Here is a 22,301-nt window from a genome sequence, read left to right as displayed (position 1 = left end):
CCACAAAAAACCAAAGTAAACAAAGAGACATGGAGGCACATCAAACAAAGAAAGGAAACAATTGGTACTTCGGATACAAAGCCCATATAGGGGTAGACGCTAAAAATGGTTTGGTACACAGCGTAAAAGTAAGTGTAGCGAACGTACACGATGTAACGATGGTGCCGGAGTTATTAACAGGAGAAGAAAAAGAAGTTTATGGAGATAGCGCTTATTTGGGGGCAGAGCGACGGGAGGAAGCAAGAAAGAGAAACAAAAAAGGACAAAAGATCAACTACAAAATCAACAAGAGACGTTCACAGAGCAGGAAGAAGAGTGGGAGATCGAAAGGACAGATCAAACGAAGAGAGAGGGAGAAATCATCGATTCGATCCAAAGTAGAACATGTCTTTGGGATCATCAAAGCAAGGTTCAGGTATCGAAAGACGAGATATAAAGGACTTAAGAAACAGGAGGCGAAGCTGAATATCCTGTGTAGCTTGGCGAATCTATTGATCGCACAGAGGCGGAGCCTAAGTGCTTAATTTGTTGTGCCCGAAAAACGAAAAATCGGGCACAACAAAGAGAAACATGGAGATAACGGGGAATAAATATCAATTTTTTACCCTATTATCCCCATTCTTTTTTCTGCCAATTGTGAGGTCTTTCCATAATTTCCCGGCAGAAACGGTTGAATTATCAATCCAAAATTTTTGTCCAGTTTTCAGATGGACGAGTTCCCTTGTACTCATGACTGTTGCCTGCCTCGATAATTTCGTAATAATACCATGAACCGGCCGGATTATCTTTCCAATTTTTGAAGTTTAACAGTGTACTTTTTTCATTTACGCCGCGATTCAATACGCGATTTAGTATTGAAACAACCTCTGCTCTTGTAATACTTTTATCCGGTTCAAACGTATTATTTTCATATCCTGAAATCCAACCTACTGCAGCTGCTGTACTGATTTGATTATATGCCCAGTGACTTTCGCTGACATCAGAAAATACTTTTTCTCCTTTTGTCGGCTCAATAAATCTAACAAGCATTGTAACAAACTCTGCTCTTGTTATCGATTTGTCCCCTTTAAATGTGCCATCGGGATAACCTACAATATATCTTCCTTTAGCCATCGACGAAACGCTTTCATTATACCAGGAACTCAATCTCACATCACTAAAAGTATTCCTATCGGTCTTTATTTCCGAACGACGAGCATCCGTAAGCAATCTATAAATCATAGCAGCTGTTTCAGCTCTTGTAATGTTATCTACGGGCCTCACTGTTCCATCCGGATACCCTTTTATATAAGCAATATGAAATTTAGTGAGTTCCGGAATATATATATTATTTTTTGTCGAAGTATAGATTTCATCAGAATTATAAGATTCAGGAACAGAAATGCTACTTTCTGTTGTAGTATCGTTTCCACCTGAAGATATCATTCCCGTATAAGTATTTGTAAATTCTGCAAAAGACAGATAGGCATCATTTCCTAAAGCGTCAAGTACTCTTGTATCCAAAAACCTATTTTTATCATTATAGGTAAATAGGATATAACGAAAGTTATTATCATACTCCCAGTGTTTTGCAGAATCATTTTTTACTTTTAATTTAAATACTGCCGTATACAACCACGGAATAAGTGTCGGTCGTTCCCATTTGCTGTCAGCAGCCAGTATATCATCCACATTAATTTTTACGTTCAAAACTTTTTCAACCGTTCCGACACCATTTGCAACAATTGAATTGTCAACAATTTCTAATGCATTAAAATCCGGCTGATTCGGAAAATCCAAATTTTCAAATTCAAATTGAAATGCATGAGGAGGCGGCACTGCGGTATTAGCTTGACGAATATCCAATTTTACAGCAAACCCGCTTGTATAAGTTTTGCTTCGATTATAGGTATGATTAAATACCATTTTGGGTACTATATTATTGTCTTCATCCCGAATCGTATATTGATATCCATCGTCGTCATCATAATCAATTTCTAAAAAGTATTTTGAATTGTCATATTCCCATCCGCTTTGATCATACATTGCAAAAGGATTATCCGGATCTTTGTTAAAAATCGAAATGGTGTATATCTTTTGACGTACGGGTATTTCCAAGACTCTGCTAATCGAAGTCCCCTGTGACAGCTTCCAAGTAATGCTGTCAGGTAAGGAATTTATCTCATGATCCCCTACTATTTCACTTCCGTCATTTTCTCTAAATTTAATCAAAAATTTCCATTCACTCGGCAAATCCTGCTCCCCTGTTTTGCTTATATTCATCTCAACGGGAACTGAAACATAATCCGCATACGATGTTAAAGGAAATAAGAAACACATCCCCAACATAATGATTATTAAAAATGCCGTCTTTTTAAGTTTAATAATCTCTCTCATAGTAACCCCCTTTGCTTAATTCACTTTCAATAAACGAAATACAAACCCTTTCTATCTCGTCTTTCAATACCCCGATCTTGCTTTGATGATCCCAAAGACGTGTTCTACTTTTGGTCTGATCGATTTGCTTGATACTATTACCTGTTGCATTGCCTTATCTGTATGAGTATTTTTCAACACGGGACTCGGGTATGAAAGCGAAAAATAAAGAACGATAACTCTGCTCTCGAGAGCAAGCAAAGCTTGTGATCGATTGAAAAAGCGCACAGCGGAGCATCGCGTAGAAGAAAAGGCTGAACGTGGTGAATGACGAAGTTTGCTAAGCCATTCCAAACGAGTGAAACATCGACATAAATTAGCTGTTTGAGCCTTAGAAAGTTCTGATGCTACGCTTCACAACTTGGTTTTCAGCTTCAAAAACATCCTCGTTCCGTTTGCACTTCATTTACTATAAATTCTGTTTTATCTCTATACCTCCCATACACCTGACTCGTTACTTGGGTTTTGGTATGAGTAGAATAAGGAAACACCGCACAAAGATATCCAATGCGCTTACTCTCGGTTTACATCCGAGAATCATTTAAAATGAAGGGGTTCAAAAAATGTATCCCTCGTGTGAAACCGGATTTACATTGTTTTCTCAAATTATGCGGTATCGCCTTATACTCTTCTTCACAGATATGTCATTTATCTGATCCCCGTATTGATAAAATATGATTCAAAAACATCAACTTCTACATAGACCACTTCCTTCCGAAATGAATGTTCAACCATTCAAATATTTCTTAAAGAAATACCGTACAAAGATATTCAATGCGTTTATCGTTATTGATAAGATTCAGAAAGCATTTAAAAATAAAGGGGTTTTTTTAAATGTATCACTCGTGTGAAATCGGATTTACATTGTTTTTTCAAATTGTACGGCATCACCTTAACAGCATCACCTGTTTGAACTGCCACCGGTACAGTTCAAATTCCATATTCACGTGGATCGTAGTTATTCTCTAGTGCCGTTTACACTACCGATGTTCAGGTCAAATATGTGCACAAGAAACCTACCGTCGATCCCCATCTGTCATCCGGCCTATCGATACCGATGATTTGTACTCCACAGGAAATGAACTGACTTTTTGTGGTTGCAGGATCGATATGAAGGTCCTTCTGTCTATAACAAGTACAGCCTCTCATCATCATATGGGCGGTATCTGCCCTCTACACATTCTCGGGCATTTGATTAGGTTTGGAGGCTGCATCTTTCGCACATGATACAGTTTATTTCCTTACACTTATTCATATTCTTTAAACGAAATACTGTCATCCAACCCACTGTCAAAAATCATAAACTTGTGCTCCTTCCCTTCCTCATCCACATAGGAGAATCCGTTGTTGGGAATACTTCCATAAAAAGCTACACCGACAATGAATGGACGGTTCGGATCCAAATAATCAAGCTCATAGATCACTTTTTCGTTAAATTTGTATGTTCCGTCTTCGCCAACGCTCCCGTCTGTAAGGTCCAAAAGCTTGAAGTTCTTGAGACCGACCACAGTTTGTATCGTAATCCTTGAAGGCCTGTTTTCATCTTCGGTACCAAATGAGTCATAGTCAAACAGATAATCGAGCTCGTAATCCGTAGAAGGACGAATGGTGATCAAGGCATCCGCACCTATCTTACGCTGTGAAAAAGGTGTATACTCTATTGCCTTTATTCGACGGATAAGGTCTGAGGTTTGGGCATCAAACCTCTCTTTGTCGAGTTCTTCCGCATTGTTGATATCGTAATTCCCCGCCAAACTGTGGTAATACCCGACCTCTTCTCCCCCGGATTCTTTATATTGGGAGAAGTACAACGAACTATCCTGCGGCTCAAGTTCATCTTTACTCAACTTGAACAGGTCCATGGAATACAAAACACCTACCGTACTTATATTGACAAACTCCACATCGTCCAAATAAAAATATTTGTTTCTCTGATCCCCTACCAACAGCAGTTGCGGAAGTTCGTTCTTCAGTGTAAATAGAGCGTAGATATTACCGATCTCATCGCTTCCGTTTTGGTTTTCCACATCTCCGATAAAAAGTTCGGGGATTCCGTCTTCGTTTATATCCATCATATGATATCCAACTTCCTTGAGTATCATTTCGCGATCCAAAACAAGCATCTTTTCCCAAACCGCTATCTTGCTTTCATCGATCTCCTCGTTGTCGAAATCACTATTGTAATCATAAGTCAGGATGAATCGATGATATTCTTCCAACAAGTCGTCATAGGCTTGCGGCACTTCATCCGAAGCTTGTGAAGGAGGCTTTTCCTGTTCCTCCTCTTGAGATTTCGTCTCGTTATCCGAAGTTGTACCGGTATCTGCACTCTTCGGCTCAACGCTGCGGGTACATCCTCCGAAAATGCTTGTAATTACTAAAAAAATCAGTATAAGGATTTTTGCTTTTTTCATAAGATACTCCTTTCCAACACGGTCCTCTTCCTCTGTTTCTCAGTGATCCTGCATCCTCCGATAAACGTTTTGTACGTGAAGACACCTGACAGGAAGAACACCTCTCTACACATCCTCTTCCCCATCCGAGGGATGCTCATCAAATTCAATCTCCTCATACGATACGATCTTCCCTTGTGCATCCGTGGTAACATATACCAATTGATATAAGTACTCCGCCCCCGGATCCGGAGTTCGGTCATCCAAGCTCATCATTTCATAGGCAAGTGCTTCATAAGTATTTCCATAAACGATGTGTTTGTTGTCCGGATCATACTCCACCCGATCGAGCCATACGCGTTTTTTTCCATAGTCTTTTTTGCAACAAATCGCATAAAACTTGGAATCTTTTTCGATCTGTGAGGTCTGTGTTAAATCACTTCTTTTTCGAAATACATGGGAGGGCGTGTCGAAGACGTCGTACATCAAACTGTCTCCGTTGTTGACCTGAAACAATTGAATAATAATCTCGCCGTCGCCCAGAGTTTTGTATGTCAACGCAAAATCCCCGTCCTGATCAAAAAACTCATATCTCTCTTTTTTAGACTCCGGAACCTCAAGGTCTATGATTTGGAAAGAAATCGTATTTCCAAACCCGCTCTCATCCCGAGTATGATCCAGAATCTGCAAATTTCCGACGGAATGAAATTCTTCTCCGTTCTCAGGATCGATTATATCGAGGCTGTAGGACCCGTCTTCAGCAACAGAGAACCATGCAGCATCGGAAAAAGAATCAGGATGAAAGTAAGTCCAATCCCCTAACAGGAATTTTTCTATATCACGGGGAGAATTAAATACAAGAGGATCTTCCCTCGACTGTTCCTGAACGGTCCTGTTTTCTTGAACGATATCCCCTTGCTCGTCTTCAAGACCTTCCTTTGTCTGCGTTTTTTCATTCTCTTTCAAACTACCTGACGGTTGCTGCGACTCCACCGAACAGGCAACAAGACAAACCCCCGATAAAAGTACTGCTAAAAGCCTTAAGATCCTCTTCATAAGTCACTTCCTTTCCAAAACAGATCCTGTACTCCACAATCTCCAAATATAGATACTTTTGTAGTTCATGCCCTTATTCGATCGAAAGACGGTCATCCTGTAACTGCAAATATTCTTTACGTACTTGCACGAAGCACCGTTCTCCGACATCGACAAGGAGGCGAAAAAGTTCTCTCCCTCTCTCGGAACAATCCGATCGAAGAATCGACTTCAAAAAAGACTCAGGTACGGGAAACAAACCTCAATGTTCATAAGAGAGACCGACTGTGCAATTCAAACAGACTGCGATCCGAATCCGCTTATATATCTACACCTTTAACTTATCATATTTTTCAAAAAATCACCCTATCCAAAAGTATAGGTTTGGCTAAGTCGCACCGCATAATTTGAAAAATCAGCATATGTTTCATCCGAAGGACGATATTCTTGAAATTATTGACAAGACAGGCTCACGTGTTTTAGCAACTCAAAAGAAAATCAACAACCTAACATCTCACGCGGTGTTTCTAAAAGGAAGATTTGCCAAAGAGATGCCGAATAATACTACTATTCTTTTGAATAGTGGATATAAACAATCTGTGACCCATGGAAGACAACATAGTTTTTCCTCATCGAAAAATAGATATATCCACATTTCTATTGAAAAATAGTATAAATTCCAATATCGGCATAGAACTGCCGTATATGAAAAATAAAGTTTTTGGACGTATTTATTTCACAAGCTCTTCGCACTTCACAGGACGATTGCAAAGGCAAGATATACCTTCGGTGCGGTATTTCACCGATCAAAAAAAGCCTCCGGAAGTACCGAGCAAAGATACTCCTTAGGCTTTATTTACAGGAAGTACTATGACCAATTTCACACACGCTTGGCACACCACACGAAGGTCTCCTCCTGATTTTTCGATTTTTTTACGCAGATCTGCAAGCCCTCCCGTTTCTTTTATGCTTCTGATCTTTGTATTGGAATTGTCTTCTATTTCGACCTTTACCAGAGAGTCCGTCGTCGTTATATTTATTCGCACCTCATCCGCCTTGGAATGTCTGACTGCATTGGTTATCGCCTCTCTCATAGCTGTTACGATAAGATAACTCGTCTTATCATCTTTAGGCAATTCTCCTTCCAAAACGATCCTGCATCCGAACACACTCGATGCATCGATCAACTGATTTAATGAAGAGTTGCTGTTTTCATCCTCTTCCTCCAACATCTGTGTCTTTTTGATTACATCCTGCCAAATGTCAATGGGTGATTTTTCGTTTTGGTCGCTTAAAAACAACTGTGTGGCAAGGATCGCCTTTCCAAACTTGGAGTGAGTATCTATTTTTAAGTTCAGGATCTCCTCTTCTTTTTTTGACTGTATGATATCTTTTAACAGTTTTTCCTGTCTCTTCTTTTGTTCTATCAAGTCCAAATTTTTTTCTCGCAATCGGTTTGACAGTTCATAGATCTGCGTGATCTCGTTGGCGGATATCTCCCTGTATACATCGCCGTCCAAGTCAAAGGTCTTTTGATCTATCCTCCATACACGTTTGTCCGGGGTTTTGAACACAATACTGTCCTCTTCGGATCCGATAAATGTAACACCCTTATAACCCGCGTTTTTGTTCAAGATACCCACGATATCATCCATGCTCTGAAAATCTTTTCCCGTTACGATATAGACCAACTCATACATTTGTTTGTTTACAAGCACGGGGATTCCCTTTTGATTGATTATACTTATGGCTTTAGGAAGGTCGTCAAACGCCTCTTTTATGGAATTGAAGCTGATTTCTCTCTTATACCTTCTATAGTTCCCGACGATATAAAACATACTCGCACCCAACATACTTCCCAGCAACGATACCGAGAAGAATATGGATTGTTCAGCGCTTACAGCAGTGAAACCGGTAACGGGAACCTTCCATTCTTTCTCGTAAAAAATTTCGATCATCATAAATATTTGGATAGAGGAAATAACGATCAAACTCATAAACAACGCTCTGTGATCTTTCTCGTTCCTATTGATAAAATCAATGATGACACAACCTATCTCCAAGACTATGGCTACGATATAAAAAATCGCTATAACAACTTGGACCACTGTCGTCAAATCAACGAATCTCATTGGTTCACTCCTTACAGAATCTCATATTGATTTGAATATTGTCACTGTCTTCTTCATAGATGTCACAGCATGCAGGACCTCTCACAGTGCTTTCAATAAACTCTTCCCCGTTGAACTGCTCGCGTAATCCTTCTCCGTTCAGGAGTACGGACATACTCAAATCCTCCCCGGAACTGCGTATGACTATAAAAATATCTCTCAAATGCCTAAAAAACATTTCGATTATTCTCTGTAGCGCATTGTAGAGGACAAACACCCTGTCCTTATCGATCTCTCCACAAGAGTCAAGTTTAAAGCCTGCACAAATCCCCGTTTTGCTCAAGTTATTGAGACTTTCCTCTATGGTTATCCCCACATCTTCAAGAGAGATCTTGTCATTATATTCACTCAGGAATACAAGATTGCTGTAACGCTTGATATATGTCGCACAAATATTGACCTCCCGCCACTTGTCTTGATCGTTTCCATTTTTACTTAGGTAGTCCAAATTTTCTTTGATCTTATTCATTTGGACATAAGTATGTTTGTTTATTATGTCATACAACCTGTTTTTTTCTTTAAATTTTATCCTCTTTTCATCTATGTTCATCTGATTTTGAATCAAAGTAATATCGTTTTCTATCTTACTGTTGACCTCTTCCAGCTCATCGATCAGACGAAGTATCGCATCCGAATGTTCTTCCCGAATGACATAGCCCCCTGTTATAGGGTTCATATAAAGCCTGCTTCCTATGTGTTCAAAGACCGTAGCGTCCCTCTTCAACTGCTCAAAAGTATCCGGATCGATCCTGTTTTTTTCTCCTGTATAATAGCGGACAGTTCCGTTATCATCGACGATCCACGTATTCATCGTAGAGTTCTTAAAAAACTTGTTATAATTGGAATTTGAACTTATAAGACCTATCTGTATACAGCTTTCCCAAAACGCAATCGTAGTCATACAGTAAGCGATTGTTATTTCAATAAACTGCAAAAACTTATGATTCTGATTTAAGTTGTAGAAAACACTGTATAAAATATAGACAAACACTATGATAAAAGGCAGGTATATCTTTTCTTTACTCTCTTTTATCCTCGATTTTCTGAACATGATAGATATACAAGCGAGGACACAATAAAAAGAGAAGGCATATGCAAGATAATAAAACAACCCGTATCCGTAAGTCATTCCTACATAAGCGCTCCCTTCAAACACGAAGGCCATCCTGTGTATATCGTTGGTAAGCACACCTGCAATGATGACCGTTGCCGGAACAATCAACATCTTGTCTTTAAACGGCAATCTCCAATCTTTCTCCCGCCCTACGGTTCGTGCCGTAAAATAGCTGAGCAGGGGTATCAGAACAATCGGTATATAAAACAAATACCACAACATATTCATATTGAAAAACACAGAGAGCACCCTGTACTTTACGGTCCTTACAAGCAACCAAAAAAACATCAGAATGCCGATCGACATTAAGTAACCTCTGATCTTTTTATGTATTATCCTGATATACACGGATATGATCCAAGCCAATAAAAGGGTGGCGTTTAGTATGAAATTCAATATGAACTCTATATCAAATATATAGCCGTTCGGTTTTTCTATTCCTCTAAATATGCCCATCACTGTTACTAAAACAGCTATCCATATGTATCTTTTCTTTTTGTCATAAAGTATCGTTGTCATAAATGCTCCTCGGATTCATGTCTGATGAAGGTCTGTTCGAAATCGCCCATCCTAACAGCTCGGACCGGCTAGCCTCTGAAGTCTCGTTGTATGTTATTATCCGATCGGACTTTTGTCATATCTGTTGTTTGACTATGATCCTTCATTTCATCTCCTACGGAAACAAACTTCCGGTATCAACCATACAACCAGGAATAGGAAGTAGCGTGTCATTTGCAAGCTCGGTATAAAACTGCTCCTATATGAAAAATAAAATTTTTGGAAGTATTTCTTTCAAAAAGTTTTTGTACTTCATAAAACGACGGCAAAAACGAGATATCCCTTTGTTCGGTATTTCTATGAGCAGATACCTCCTAATGCGAAAAACACAGTGAAGCCGATTGCATATGAAGGTTATATGTCCCAAAACCATTCATTTCAAAGTCCTTCTGTTGTCTGCAAGCCAAGAGTGAAGACCGCTCCTCCCTTCGTACGGTCTTCTCACAGTGTCAAAGAGCCCTGCTACGAAGGCGGAGGGTGCAACTTGCAAATACCTTTGAAGAGATTTTTAATTGCCGGTTTGAATCTGTTGTACCCCTTTATTCTACCACGTTTTTGCCTTCTAAAGGGAATTATTTCGCGATTCTTGTCCACTTCTTTTTTAAAAAATACCGCACAATTCAAAAAATCAGCATAAAATCAATTTTACACGAAGGGTGAAAGTCTTAAAACCATTGATATGACAAATTTTCACATTTTATAAACCTGAAGAGAAATTAGCAATTTTACCGTCTGAAGTATCTTCCTAAAAATACCTCATCCTCTGAAAAACCGCGTTGACCTCGATGAATAATAATGTTATGCTGAACTTGGAAGAATTGAGGCATCTTATCGTTATAACATTTTCGTACAGGTGATCGTCTTTTGTTTTTGAGAAAACCGTTTTTATAGCTACATATACAAGGTTTAGGAACCGCTACACAAAGCCGAACTCCCGATCTTCTTATGAGTTCACAAGATACGAAGGTTTGTCGTCTCAATATTTTTAAGTATTTTATCAACTGTATATCATCGGTTTTATGATGTTCTCTTGCATTATGCGGTATTGCCGTAGCATAGCATAAAGTCGCTTTTGCTTTGTATTTTGAAATCATATGCCAATTCTTCAAAAAAATTAAGGAGATTTGATTATCATGCCGGATAAAAATAACACTAAAAAACGAAATGTCCTTATAGTGGAAGACCAGGTCATAATAAAACATGCCATAGAAGATGCTTTGATACGAACAAACAATTACACCGTCGTCGCATCCATAGAAAACGCATCCTTCGCCGAGATGTACTGTGAGGATCATCGGATCGACCTTATCATTATGGATATATATACTTCTCAGAGAGAAAACGGACTTGAATACTCCAAAAAAATCAAACTTGCTTATCCTACTATAAAAATTATAATTGCAACATCGATGCCGGAACACAGCTTTATAAACAAGGCCATATCCTACGGTTGTGACAGTTTTTGGTACAAGGACAGCGGACTCTCCGAGCTTCTGAATATATTGGAGCGTACGCTCCAAGGTGAAAAAATCTATCCGAAAAATACCCCGGAATTGAACATAGGTTTTGCTAAAAGTACGGAATTTACAAACAGAGAACTCGATGTACTGAGGGAGCTTGTAAACGGATACTCCCCTCAAGAAATCTCTGAACATTTGAAGATCTCGAAGGCAACCGTCCACTTTCACATAAACAACCTCTTGTCTAAGACCGGATATGAAAGCAAGGTCAAATTGATCATAGATATCACGGACAAGCAATTTATAATCCCGGGCTTTTAGGGAGATTCTGTACATTTCGTCTGTCTTACACTATTTTCCGATAGAAATGCCGGATATGCACAATATACTATTCACGAAAAACAATTTGGAGAGTTCTATACTCCAAGCCATTCAACCTGTCAATTTTGGCAGATAATAGTATTAAGATCCGTCTTGGGCAAACACACATCGTTGCATGTTCATTCAAAAATACGTTTGAAAATGATCGGAAGACCGATTCGCTCTCCGCTTTATCTATACTGTTCTGAGATCAAACTTTCGGGTCGCACTATAACGCTTGCCGAAAACGGTTCGGGGCAAGAACACGCTTCAACCCCACAGACCGTCCACAGTATCTCCTGTACTTTGGCACTTTTTTTGCTTTAAAATAAGAGTGAGCATAACGGTTGACACTGATCATCGGAATACATGTTTCAAATGTTTAAAAGGAGGAGTTTGTATGGCTGCAAAATACGAGGAATTAAGGGGTAAACGCGTTGTGGTAACAGGAGGAGCCAGCGGTATAGGAAAGGCGACCGTTCAGAGGTTTGTCGAAGAAGGTGCAAAGGTCATCGCCTTCGACATCAACGAGGAGGCACTGTCTTTGACAAAATCGGAGATCAAAGGCTTGGCAGGCTGTGTCACGGTCGATGTGAGCAACGAAGAAAGCGTGGTCAAAGGTTTTGAGAAGGTCGATGAACTGATTGGAGGCATCGATGTTCTGATCTCCAATGCAGGGATCAGTGTAAGAAAAAAATTCATAGACTGTGATTTTGCTCAATGGAGGAGGGTCCTGGGCATAAACCTGGATGGAATGTTCCTCTGTTGCAAGGAGGCGGTAAAACGTATGATGCCTCAAAAGTCGGGAGTTATTCTTATGACGGCATCCACCAACGGTATGGAGGGTCACCCCTTCTATACCGACTATAACGCTTCTAAAGCCGGAGTCATTCTTCTGGGAAGATCGATAGCCTTGGAATGTGCTCCCTATATCCGCGTCAATTCCGTTTGTCCGGGCTACGTCCTCACTCCCATGCAACGTGCCGAATATACGGATGAGATGCTCGCGGTAGTCAATGAAGGGATTCCGATGAAGCGACATGCACAGCCGGAAGAAGTCGCGGCCTTGTACGCCTTTCTTGCCTCCGATGAAGCAAAGTACATCACCGGTCAGCACATCCCCATCGATGGAGGAGAAACCGCATAGGGGAATTTTTTCCTCCGGGTATACCAATATTTAGCTTTATTTTTCATCTTCGTTATAAGCTGAAAAGGGTTATATCCACGTCGGAACTACTATGAGTTTCAACCTGCCCTTATGCCGAAATACGATCGAAGTGTAGAGCTCTGTGACCTGCAGAGCTCCCAAAAATAATTTCAGTGTTCGTGTAGTACCATTGCTTCGATCGAAGTATAAAAATGTCCGATTTGCAAACTACAAAAAAAGCAGTTCAAAGCCTATAAGATACAGATCATCAATATCGACAGTTAAAACGGATAAAAGTATGAACCGTTGATATAAAGCTTTAAAAATAGAGCTTCGGACATTCAAACACCCGCCCTGTTTCGATCCCTTTCAGAAACTTTGCGGGTGTCTTGTTATGCAGAGGTATTCGCTCTCCAAGTCCATCTTTGCCTATTTTACGACATCATGACCGCTCCACACGAAAAAGACCTTATCAGATCTTCTGATATCGGATAAGACGGCATCTTGATCAAAATCCTTTCCCTGATAGGATATCCACAGCATCATAGACGAAAGACTCTCGCTTTCTTCCCTAATCGAGCTGAATTGCTCCACTTTGCAATTGTTCTCTTCAAAGAGTTGAATGATTTTTCCTAACGAAACATCCTTGGAAAACTCGATATAGAGCTGCTTGATCTTTGATGACTTCAAAAAGTGCTGGTCCAAGCGATGTATCATCTCCAAAACCATATACATAAAGAAACAGAGGATAACAGCACCTTCAAAAAAACCAATTCCTATCGAAAGTCCCATACAGGCCGAAGCCCAAAGCCCCGCAGCCGTAGTTAAACCTCTCACCTGATTTTGTCCGGTGACGACGATTGTACCGACTCCCAAAAATCCTATCCCGCTTATCACCTGTGCTCCAAGCCTCGCCGGATCTCCTGACGAGGAAATATTCTCAAAAATATACTGACTGACCATCATAACCGAGGCCGAACCCAGACATACCATCAAGTGAGTACGAAGTCCTGCCGGATGATTCTTCTTCCCTCTTTCAAAGCCGATCAATCCTCCGAAAACGATGCAGGTCATATATCTCAGGAAGATAGACATCAGACTCAAGTCCCTAAATTCTTCTAACACCATATCATACATCTTCTATCTCCACCTCCTCTTTGGATTATAGTTCAATAATATAGCAAAATTTTTTAATGATTTCAAATATTTTTTATTTATTTTTATAATTTAGCTTTTTTGACAGAATTTTAAATTTTTTGTCAATTTTTTTGACAACAAACTGTCAAAATTTTTGTGTTTTGTTCTTCCTTCCCCATTCGGATCTTAGATCGCTTTTCTTTGTCAACTTGACCTCGAGTCCTGCTGCTTCTTTTTTTCCGCTTCTTCTCCGATCATACCATCGAACTCTACCTTGTGAAAACGTTTTCTGTGTTTTGAGCTTTGGCACCGTACTTGCTAAACATAATCGTACTACAAATAAAAGGAGATGATAAGAATGTATGCCGATATGCACACACATACCAACTTTTCCAATGACAGCGATGCCACACTGGAAGAGCAGTTGGATCGAGCGGTAAGACTTGGGATGAAGTACTACTGCGTTACGGATCACCAGGATTACGATCATCCCGAAGGAGATTTCTCCTATATTCTCAGAAAACGTGAAGATATTGTTTTTGAAACGTATTTTGAAAAACTCTATGCGGCGAGAGAGGCCTACAAGGACAAACTGCATCTGTTGATCGGAATAGAATTCGGTCTTCAACCCCATCTTGTCGAGAAGATCCAAAAAGATTATGCTACCTATCCCTTCGATTTCGTCATCGGATCCACCCACAGCATCAAGGGTTATGATACGGAGGACAGTAGGCTCTACGAAGGTGTCGGCCCCGAGCAGATCATTCGGGAATACTTTGAAATCGAGTATGAAAACCTCAAAAATACCCGGACCGTAGATGCCTTCGGACACATTGATTTCATCCTGCGTGATGTCCCCGGCAAAAACAAGGGCTTTACATACGCTAAATACGCAGACATCCTGGATGAAATTCTCAAACTTGCCATCGACAGGGGGCAGGCAATCGAACTCAATACCAAGCCCCTCGTAGTCGGAATGAGAGATTCCAGTCCCGGTTTCGAGACCTTCAAAAGATATAGGGAACTCGGCGGGGAACTTGTAACCTTAGGCTCCGATGCCCATTTCCCCGAAAGAATCGGTGCTTGTTTCGATATTGCGGGAGACTTACTCAAAGAAGCGGGTTTTAAGTATTATAACATCTTTATTCAACACGAACCCAAATTCTTTCCCCTTTAGGAGACCTCCGGCATCTCAAGCCGTCATACCGATGGGGATGTTCTTTTTCATCGTACGAATAGAGGAGTATCTTATGAGATCTTCTTTGTTTCGATGCGATATTCCTCTTCAAAAGAAGGAAATTATGATCAAAAGGTTATGGATACAGTATCCAAATATGTTAAAGAAGGAGAGTACCTATATAACCGGGTACGACAAGTAAGATGTTTAAAAAAAATGAAAGCTCACCTCGAACGAAACGAAAGCCCTCCGTGCTTGAAGCTTTTTCCACCTTGATTTTTATGATTACCATGTTCGGTTTGGGCGTGGTATACAGCATGAACTATGTTTCACTGACCGTCATCGTCATCGCCTATACCGCACTTCTCGGCTATCGTTGCGGTTATACTTGGAAGGAAATGGAAGCTGCCGTCGGAGATCGAATAGGAAAGTCCATGCCGGTCATTATGATTCTGCTCGCCATCGGTTTTATGGTGGGTGCTCTGATGTTTTCGGGAACACTTCCCATGTTGATCTACTATGGTCTGAAAATCGTACATCCCCGTTGGATCGCTCTGTGCGCCTTCCTTCTCTGCGCGATTTTCTCTACCGCGACCGGAACCTCCAACGGTTCTGCAAGTACCGCAGGACTTGCGATGATGGGATTGGCCATGGCTATGAAGGATGTCAACATCGGTCTGGTCGCAGGTGCCTGCTATGCAGGTTCGATCTTCGGAGACAAGATCTCCCCCTTATCTGATACAACGGTCTTGGCATCTATGATCACAGGAAACGATATCTTCGATCATATTCGCCATATGGCTAAAACAGTTGTCCCCGCTATGCTGCTCAGCGTTGTTATATACATTGCCCTCGGATTGTCTGCCTCTTCCGTGTCGGAAGGTCACAACGAGTCCACTCTGGCTCTTTTAGAAACATTAGACAGTATGTTTAAGTGGAATCCCATCTTGTTCCTGCCCATCGTCTTCATCCTGTGGGGCTCTCTGACAAGAAAAAACACCACCCTCATCCTTTTCGGTTCCGGATTTATCGCCCTGTTTATCGGTGTTTTCTACCAGGGTTTCAGCTTCTCGGACGGGATCAACGTTCTTTACAGCGGGTTTGAGTCCGACATTGTGCTCACCGCACATCCGAATTTCAACCTTGAAGCCATGGATCCGTCTGCCGTAAAACTGCTCGAAAGAGGCGGAATCTCGGATATGAGCAAGACCTTCATCATGGTCATGTTCTGTTTCTACTTCGCAGGTATTGCGGAGCTCTGCGGTTGTCTGGAAGTCATCCTCGACTACCTCAGCAAGTTCGTAAAGGGTCAAGGCTCTCTTATCTTTGTAACGGGTATTGCTACCGTAGCATTGATTGCTGTCGGCGGAAGCTCAACCGTTGCCCTCCTGATGGGCGGTACCCTGTTTAAGACCAAGTATGAAGAGATGGGTATCGATACTCTCAACCTCTCGAGAACACTTGAAGACTTCGGTACGGGATGTTCAGGTTTTATGCCCTGGACCTCCTCGGGGATCTTGTATCAATCGGTCCTCTTCGTTCCTACAACGACCCTGCTTCAATATTCTTTCTTCAGCTGGATTGTTTGGATCTTAGCGATCACCTACGGATTTAGCGGAAAATGTATGACCTACGGACGAAAGAAAACTTCTATATAATAGAGTTTTTGTGATAAATCAGACTTGGTGGCAAAATCTGATTAATACTGCTATTCTTTTGAATAGTGGATATCAGAAACCTGTACTCAACAGAGGATAAAAAAGATGTTCGTAGTCATAAAGGAGATATAACAACACTTCTATTGAAGAATCGTATAAACTCCTACGTTTATGGAATGTACAACTATAGTTTTTCACTTGTTAGTAATACTACCCCGTTTGTGCCGGACATGAAGCAAATATCCTTGCCGAAAAACAGTTTGGAGGAGGATCGTTCAAACCATTCAATCTGCCAAATTTAACAGATTCCGTTATGAAATCCAACTGATACTACTATTCCTTTGAATAATGGATATCAACGATTTGCACTCCATAGAAGAGAACACGAATTTTCGTGGTTGCAAAACAAATATAACCATACTTCTATCGAAGAATAGTATGAAATGTCGGAGACACAGAACGAATAGCTCCACAGACTGACCTTTCGACGAAGAAAAGAAAAAACGACCTCCGTTATCAGCTCTATCGAATTGATAACGGAGGTCGCTCTTATATTGGACTCCTCTTACAGGTGTACCTTGCTACGAATCCTTGTTTCGATTTCATCGACCTTATCTTCCAATTCCTTCATCTCACTTCTCATCTTGGCAACATATTCTTCGTCCTTGATGGAACCGAGGTTGATCTTTACATTATAGAAGGCGGAATGAACGGCTGTTCTGGCTTGCATCGCTGCAACCGCGCCGTCGGTCACGGCATTTTGATTGCCCTTTTCCACGACGAACTCCGCCAACTCCATTAACTTAAACGCTTCTTTTCCCACCGTGAACGGAACATTCGCCGCTCCCTTGTATCCTTCTTGGATCATCTTGGTTCGATGTGCCTTCTCTTCCTCCGTTTCTTTGGGAAGCTTGAATGCCGCCATCGCCGCGTTGAAGGAGTTTGCATCCTTATCGATGTACTCCAGAAACATATCTTTGAACGCAGTCGCCTTCCTGATCACTTCCTGCATCTCCTCTTCCACATCGGCAAACTTCTCCTTGCCCACCGTCAAATTTGCCACCATAGCGATCAGGGCTGCGGAAGAAGACGCGGACAAAGCTGCGATACTTCCTCCTCCCGGTGCCGGAGAATTGGAGGCAGTCTCATCTATAAACCCTCTTACTGTTTTTTCAATTAACATCGGCTCTACTTCCTTTCTATCGTTATATCTTTTTGCGTGAAAAGAAACTTCTGTTCTTCCGTTTGATTTTATTTGCAAATGAGGAGGACACAGACCTCCATCGAAGCGACATCATCTTAAGTCCATATGAACACAAGGACGTGACATTTTCCCTCTTACCCGACGGACAGGTCTGATCCGTGGGAACTCTTGGATCTCAAAGCTCTACCGATCCTCGACCGCAGGACTCTGCTTACAGCACAGTTCCTCTACTTCCAGCTTATATACACAGACCGAAGCTGCCATCGCATCGGAAAATTCCCACTCTTTCTTCTGCGAATTGTGTTGCATAATAGAGACCAAGGCCTGTTTCTTCTCTTGCATCTCTTGCACAAAGCTCACTCGTCCCGTTCCGATAATGCTCTGATAGCTCGCTGAAAACTTACAGGCGAGTTCGTTCTCGAGAATACGGCAGTTCGTATCAAGCTCGAAGCCTACGCTTGGGGCTTCTTTGATCAGCTCGATCTTCCTTCCCTGCTTTGCTCCGTGAAAATAAAACACATGCCTGTCGTCTTCATAAAGATGTCCGAAATTGAGAGGTACGATATAGACGCTCCCCCTGTCATAGAACCCGAGTCTGCAACAATCGCAACTGTCAATGATCTCGTTGATCTTATCGATATCGGTTACTTCCTTATCTTTTCTCCTCATATTCAACTTCCCTTCGTCTTAGAACAAACCTGAGATCGTTCCGTTTGCATCGATATCGATGTTGTTTGCGGCAGGTACCTTCGGCAATCCCGGCATTACCATGATGTTACTCGTCTGGCATACGATGAAGCCCGCTCCCGCCGACACTCTCACATCTTTGATTGTAATATGAAATCCTGTCGGTGCACCCATTGCAGTCGGGTCATCGGTAAAGGAGTACTGGGTCTTGGCCATACAGATCGGCAGTTTATCCAAGCCCAGTTCTTCAAGTTTTTTGATCTGCTTTCTTGCAGCAGGCTCGACAATCACACCTTCTCCACCGTAAATTTCTTTTACGATGGTATTGAGTTTTTCATCAATGGTCTTGGTCTCGTCGTAGATGGGTGCATAGTGCGATGTTTGGGTATTCAAGATGTGCATCAGCTTCTCAGCCATTTCGACTCCGCCTTCTCCACCTTTTTCCCAACATTCGTTCAACGAAACCTCTACACCGAAATCACGGCATTTCTCGATGAGTGCATCGACTTCCGCCTGTGTATCCGACACAAACTTGTTGACAGCTACAAGGACGGGCAGACCGAACTTTCTCATATTCTCAACCTGTTTTGCCAGGTTGACAAAGCCTTTTTTCAAAGCCTCAACGTTTTCTTCTCCCAAATCCGCCTTCGCTACTCCTCCGTGCATCTTCAAGGCACGAATGGTCGCAACGATAACGACCGCATCGGGTTTCAGACCTCCTTTTCGACACTTGATATCGAGGAATTTCTCCGCTCCGAGGTCCGCCCCGAAGCCTGCCTCCGTAATGACGACATCTCCAAGTTTCAAAGCAAGCTTTGTCGCAATAAGAGAGTTGCATCCGTGAGCGATATTTGCAAAAGGTCCTCCGTGGATCAAAACAGGGGTGTTCTCCAAGGTCTGTACCAAGTTCGGCTTAATCGCATCCTTCATCAACATCGCCATTGCTCCGTGTACATTGAGATCCCTTGCAGTTACGGGTTCTCCGTCCAAGTTGTAACCGATGATGATATCTCCGAACTTCTCCTTGAGATCCATCAGGTCCTGTGCAAGGCAGAGGATGGCCATGATCTCGGATGCGACCGTAATCATAAATCCGTCCTGTCTCGGGAAACCGCAGACCTTACCGCCAAGAGCGACAACTACGTTTCGAAGAGCACGGTCGTTCATATCGACAACGCGTTTCCACACGATCTCCCTCGCATCGATGCGAAGAGCATTCCCGTGGTGGATGTGGTTGTCGATCGCAGCGGACAACAGGTTGTTCGCTGCCGTGATCGCGTGCATATCTCCCGTGAAGTGAAGGTTGATGTCTTCCATAGGAACGACCTGTGCGTGTCCTCCGCCTGCCGCTCCTCCCTTTACTCCGAAGACCGGTCCTAAGGACGGCTCACGAAGTGCGATATAGGCATTTTGGCCGATTTTGTTCAGAGCCTGACCCAATCCTATGCAGGTGGTGGACTTTCCTTCTCCCGCCGGTGTCGGGCTGATCGCCGTTACAAGCACGAGTTTTCCGTCTTCTTTGGACTCGAGACGCTTCATCGCATCAAAGGAGACCTTCGCCTTATACTTCCCGTAATGCTCCAGCTCGTCTTCCAAGATCCCATAGTTTTTTGCTATTTCCGAAATCGGCAGCATGTTTGCACTTTGCGCTATTTCGATATCGCTTTTGAATTTGTTCGACATGATTTACCTCCTTGTTCTCCATATGGCTTTAGACAGAGCCTCCCCGAGAGAGGGGAAACTCTGCCAAAAATCTTTTCTTACTTTTCTCTTACTTACTGTTCAATAACTGTTTTTCGATGATCTGATTCACATCGAAGTCTTCCAGCTGCATATAGTATTCCGCGGATTCCACCAAGGCTTCCAAGGGAACCATTCCCACCAGTTCGGTTCCGTAGACGGTCACTCCGTATCGAGCGGCTTCCGCCTTGATCAGCTCGATCGCACGATAGATGGATGTTTTTTTGTAGTTTACAAGGTTCATTGACACCTGTACCTGGTTTCTGTCTTCAAGCATAACTCCCATCGCCTTCACAAAACGAAGTCCTCCGCCTATGAAACGCACCTTCTTTGCGATCGCATCGGCGATCTCAAGTTTGTCGGTGTTCAGGTTCACGTTGAAGGCTACCAGTGCGATCCTTGCACCCACGGCAGTACATCCGGTTTTCGCATTCATTTCGCCGGGGCCGAAGTCGGGCTTCCATCCCTCTTGAGTGATCTTTTCAAAAAACCCTTCATACTGTCCTTTTCGAACATCCGCCAGATTTTTTCTCTCCGGTTTGGATGCCGCTTCTTCATAGAGGTAGACGGGAACTCCAAGAGCACCTATTCTCTCTCCCACTTCTTTTGCATACTCTACGCACTCTTCCATGGTCACTTCCGCTACCGGGATAAAGGGAACCACGTCCACCGCACCCATTCTCGGATGTGCTCCTTCATGCTTGCTCATGTCGATGAGCTCGGTTGCAGCCTTTGCGGCAGCTACCATAGCGTCTTTTACCTTTGCGGGATCTCCCATCACATTGACAACGGTCCTGTTGTGGTCTTTGTCGGGAGAGTAGTTCAAAAGAGTTACTCCCTCGATATTGCGGAAGGAATCGACGATCTTTTCGATTACCTCCTCGTTTCTTCCTTCACTGAAGTTGGGTACACAATGTACGATCTTTCCCATCTTAAAAACCTCCTGAATAGTAGTGTTTATGATTTGATGACGACAAAACGTCTGTATTTCATAAACTCATTGTATCAGATTTCCAATCTACAAAACGTCAATTTTTTTAGGAATTTTAGAGTTTTTTGTCTTTTTTAGACAAAATTATCGACGTTTTCCTGTTTGCCTGCCCTTATCCGCCCCATGGACCGACCTTGCAAGTTTCCTCCGTCAAGCCGTTTTGGACAGCGGTATAGCTTGTTTCCGACGGATGAAGACGACCGGCATCTTCCATGTCCGCCAAAGAAGTTGTCCTTCTTTTGTATAGAATGACTTTCAACTGCTCATTCTTATCTATCATTGTACCATATCTCAGGATTTTTAAAAGTGTGATTTTACGCCGCAACACCATGCAACACACAAACAAAAGAACCCCTCAAGCAGAGGGTATCATTCCTATAAATCCCCTCCCTTTCAAACCTCAACTCTTCCCTTCTATATGAAAATCCCCCTCCTGTTTCTTTTATGCCTCAAACAAAAGGGGGTTATACACTTCTTTCTCTATAAAAAGATATTGTTTCAAATTTTTTTAATTATAATATCGTGAAAATCTACACGCCCTTCTCCGGATACCGGTTTCGCAAAACAGTGGATCCACGTTCTATCTCCCAATATCAACTCATTCACAGGAATACGTACACGTTCTCCTCGTTTGATGACTATTTCACTTGTTTCGGGAAAAGCGGTCAAATCGTGAAAACTTCCTTTTTCTGTAATAAGATACAAGTCGGACGGATTGTCTTCAGGATTGTAGATTTCGATGTAGCGAACATAGGTATTGGACACCTGCCCGATAAAATTCCAATGCTCGGTATGAAGAGATAAGGGGCTTGGAGCCTTGTTCTCATATGGACGAAACAGAAAAATGCAACAAGCGATCAACACCAAAAGCAAGGGCATTCCAAAAAGAAAAACTTTCTTTTTTAGTAACATAGTAGATTCACTCTCCATTCTTTCATCAGTCTCTTACAAGAATTTTATACTTTCCACCGGCACAAGAACACATGTATATGCTAATCTAAAAATGGTCCACAAACAACAAAAAATCTCTTTGAAAACCGGTCCAATCAATCAC

The 22,301-nt window shown here is 42.0% G+C and carries 17 protein-coding genes; 5 read left to right on the top strand and 12 right to left on the bottom strand.

The features are described 5' to 3' along the window. Positions 1–524 (top strand): IS5 family transposase (locus tag ACFO4R_RS00580; protein ID WP_379787010.1); only part of this gene is annotated, 524 nt, incomplete at its 5' end. 154 nt (positions 525–678) lie between these two features. Here the strand turns inward: ACFO4R_RS00580 and ACFO4R_RS00575 are convergent. From ACFO4R_RS00575 to ACFO4R_RS00555, 5 genes are all read right to left on the bottom strand, one after another. After that, positions 679–2,376, bottom strand: a complete 1,698-nt coding sequence (locus tag ACFO4R_RS00575) for an S-layer homology domain-containing protein (protein WP_379787009.1) — start codon at positions 2,374–2,376, stop codon at positions 679–681. Positions 2,377–3,662: 1,286 nt separating this feature from the next. Further along, on the bottom strand, positions 3,663–4,829 hold the full coding sequence (locus ACFO4R_RS00570; RefSeq protein ID WP_379787008.1) for a hypothetical protein: 1,167 nt from the start codon (positions 4,827–4,829) through the stop codon (positions 3,663–3,665). Between the two features lie 105 nt (positions 4,830–4,934). Next, positions 4,935–5,864 (bottom strand): hypothetical protein, encoded by a 930-nt coding sequence (locus ACFO4R_RS00565; RefSeq protein ID WP_379787007.1) that lies wholly within the window; start codon positions 5,862–5,864, stop codon positions 4,935–4,937. A gap of 824 nt (positions 5,865–6,688) precedes the next feature. Then, positions 6,689–7,975 carry a sensor histidine kinase gene (locus tag ACFO4R_RS00560; protein WP_379787006.1) on the bottom strand — a complete coding sequence of 429 codons (1,287 nt, stop codon included), beginning with the start codon at positions 7,973–7,975 and terminating at the stop codon, positions 6,689–6,691. A gap of 4 nt (positions 7,976–7,979) precedes the next feature. Then, positions 7,980–9,584 (bottom strand): histidine kinase N-terminal 7TM domain-containing protein, encoded by a 1,605-nt coding sequence (locus ACFO4R_RS00555; RefSeq protein WP_379787208.1) that lies wholly within the window; start codon positions 9,582–9,584, stop codon positions 7,980–7,982. Between the two features lie 1,235 nt (positions 9,585–10,819). On the opposite strand from ACFO4R_RS00555, the gene ACFO4R_RS00550 reads away from it, so the two are divergent. Together ACFO4R_RS00550 and ACFO4R_RS00545 are read left to right on the top strand one after the other, a co-directional pair. Next, positions 10,820–11,467, top strand: a complete 648-nt coding sequence (locus ACFO4R_RS00550; protein WP_379787005.1) for a response regulator — start codon at positions 10,820–10,822, stop codon at positions 11,465–11,467. Between the two features lie 439 nt (positions 11,468–11,906). Next, positions 11,907–12,653: an SDR family NAD(P)-dependent oxidoreductase gene (locus ACFO4R_RS00545; RefSeq protein ID WP_379787004.1), complete on the top strand. Its 747-nt coding sequence runs from the start codon at positions 11,907–11,909 to the stop codon at positions 12,651–12,653. Positions 12,654–13,082: 429 nt separating this feature from the next. Here ACFO4R_RS00545 and ACFO4R_RS00540 read toward each other — a convergent pair whose 3' ends face one another. Next, the gene (locus ACFO4R_RS00540; protein WP_379787002.1) at positions 13,083–13,790 is read right to left on the bottom strand and encodes an MgtC/SapB family protein; all 708 of its coding nucleotides are present in this window, start codon (positions 13,788–13,790) and stop codon (positions 13,083–13,085) included. Between the two features lie 358 nt (positions 13,791–14,148). Between ACFO4R_RS00540 and ACFO4R_RS00535 the strand changes: the two genes are divergently transcribed. Next, positions 14,149–14,967 (top strand): histidinol-phosphatase HisJ family protein, encoded by an 819-nt coding sequence (locus ACFO4R_RS00535; RefSeq protein ID WP_379787001.1) that lies wholly within the window; start codon positions 14,149–14,151, stop codon positions 14,965–14,967. A 203-nt stretch (positions 14,968–15,170) separates the two neighbouring features. Continuing rightward, positions 15,171–16,625, top strand: a complete 1,455-nt coding sequence (locus tag ACFO4R_RS00530) for a Na+/H+ antiporter NhaC family protein (protein ID WP_379787000.1) — start codon at positions 15,171–15,173, stop codon at positions 16,623–16,625. A gap of 565 nt (positions 16,626–17,190) precedes the next feature. Here the strand turns inward: ACFO4R_RS00530 and ACFO4R_RS00525 are convergent. The 6 genes from ACFO4R_RS00525 to ACFO4R_RS00500 all read right to left on the bottom strand — a co-directional run bounded on the left by ACFO4R_RS00525 (position 17,191) and on the right by ACFO4R_RS00500 (position 22,159). Then, a complete protein-coding gene (locus tag ACFO4R_RS00525) occupies positions 17,191–17,808 on the bottom strand; it encodes a cyclodeaminase/cyclohydrolase family protein (RefSeq protein WP_379786999.1) in 618 nt (205 codons plus the stop codon). Between the two features lie 204 nt (positions 17,809–18,012). Further along, the gene (locus tag ACFO4R_RS00520) at positions 18,013–18,498 is read right to left on the bottom strand and encodes a pyridoxamine 5'-phosphate oxidase family protein (RefSeq protein ID WP_379786997.1); all 486 of its coding nucleotides are present in this window, start codon (positions 18,496–18,498) and stop codon (positions 18,013–18,015) included. Positions 18,499–18,516: 18 nt separating this feature from the next. Beyond that, positions 18,517–20,199 (bottom strand): formate--tetrahydrofolate ligase, encoded by a 1,683-nt coding sequence (locus tag ACFO4R_RS00515; RefSeq protein ID WP_379786995.1) that lies wholly within the window; start codon positions 20,197–20,199, stop codon positions 18,517–18,519. A gap of 88 nt (positions 20,200–20,287) precedes the next feature. After that, positions 20,288–21,187, bottom strand: a complete 900-nt coding sequence (ftcD, locus tag ACFO4R_RS00510) for a glutamate formimidoyltransferase (RefSeq protein WP_379786993.1) — start codon at positions 21,185–21,187, stop codon at positions 20,288–20,290. Positions 21,188–21,359: 172 nt separating this feature from the next. Further along, positions 21,360–21,527, bottom strand: a complete 168-nt coding sequence (locus ACFO4R_RS00505; protein WP_379786992.1) for a hypothetical protein — start codon at positions 21,525–21,527, stop codon at positions 21,360–21,362. A 218-nt stretch (positions 21,528–21,745) separates the two neighbouring features. Further along, positions 21,746–22,159, bottom strand: a complete 414-nt coding sequence (locus ACFO4R_RS00500; protein ID WP_379786990.1) for a hypothetical protein — start codon at positions 22,157–22,159, stop codon at positions 21,746–21,748. Positions 22,160–22,301: the final 142 nt, after the last annotated feature.

This window comes from Filifactor villosus (assembly GCF_042652965.1).
Classification (GTDB): Bacteria; Bacillota; Clostridia; order Peptostreptococcales; family Filifactoraceae; genus Filifactor; species Filifactor villosus.
Note: the sequence above shows the minus strand (reverse complement) of the source record. Positions and strands in the feature narration are given on the sequence as shown.

Excerpts from the sequence above, each read along its gene's own strand:
- ACFO4R_RS00575 (WP_379787009.1), bottom strand. The coding sequence starts at position 2,376 with ATGAGAGAGATTATTAAACTTAAAAAGACGGCATTTTTAATAATCATT.
- ACFO4R_RS00570 (WP_379787008.1), bottom strand. The coding sequence starts at position 4,829 with ATGAAAAAAGCAAAAATCCTTATACTGATTTTTTTAGTAATTACAAGC.
- ACFO4R_RS00565 (WP_379787007.1), bottom strand. The coding sequence starts at position 5,864 with ATGAAGAGGATCTTAAGGCTTTTAGCAGTACTTTTATCGGGGGTTTGT.
- ACFO4R_RS00560 (WP_379787006.1), bottom strand. The coding sequence starts at position 7,975 with ATGAGATTCGTTGATTTGACGACAGTGGTCCAAGTTGTTATAGCGATT.
- ACFO4R_RS00555 (WP_379787208.1), bottom strand. The coding sequence starts at position 9,584 with ATGGGCATATTTAGAGGAATAGAAAAACCGAACGGCTATATATTTGAT.
- ACFO4R_RS00550 (WP_379787005.1), top strand. The coding sequence starts at position 10,820 with ATGCCGGATAAAAATAACACTAAAAAACGAAATGTCCTTATAGTGGAA.
- ACFO4R_RS00545 (WP_379787004.1), top strand. The coding sequence starts at position 11,907 with ATGGCTGCAAAATACGAGGAATTAAGGGGTAAACGCGTTGTGGTAACA.
- ACFO4R_RS00540 (WP_379787002.1), bottom strand. The coding sequence starts at position 13,790 with ATGTATGATATGGTGTTAGAAGAATTTAGGGACTTGAGTCTGATGTCT.
- ACFO4R_RS00535 (WP_379787001.1), top strand. The coding sequence starts at position 14,149 with ATGTATGCCGATATGCACACACATACCAACTTTTCCAATGACAGCGAT.
- ACFO4R_RS00530 (WP_379787000.1), top strand. The coding sequence starts at position 15,171 with ATGTTTAAAAAAAATGAAAGCTCACCTCGAACGAAACGAAAGCCCTCC.
- ACFO4R_RS00525 (WP_379786999.1), bottom strand. The coding sequence starts at position 17,808 with ATGTTAATTGAAAAAACAGTAAGAGGGTTTATAGATGAGACTGCCTCC.
- ACFO4R_RS00520 (WP_379786997.1), bottom strand. The coding sequence starts at position 18,498 with ATGAGGAGAAAAGATAAGGAAGTAACCGATATCGATAAGATCAACGAG.
- ACFO4R_RS00515 (WP_379786995.1), bottom strand. The coding sequence starts at position 20,199 with ATGTCGAACAAATTCAAAAGCGATATCGAAATAGCGCAAAGTGCAAAC.
- ftcD (WP_379786993.1), bottom strand. The coding sequence starts at position 21,187 with ATGGGAAAGATCGTACATTGTGTACCCAACTTCAGTGAAGGAAGAAAC.
- ACFO4R_RS00505 (WP_379786992.1), bottom strand. The coding sequence starts at position 21,527 with ATGATAGATAAGAATGAGCAGTTGAAAGTCATTCTATACAAAAGAAGG.
- ACFO4R_RS00500 (WP_379786990.1), bottom strand. The coding sequence starts at position 22,159 with ATGTTACTAAAAAAGAAAGTTTTTCTTTTTGGAATGCCCTTGCTTTTG.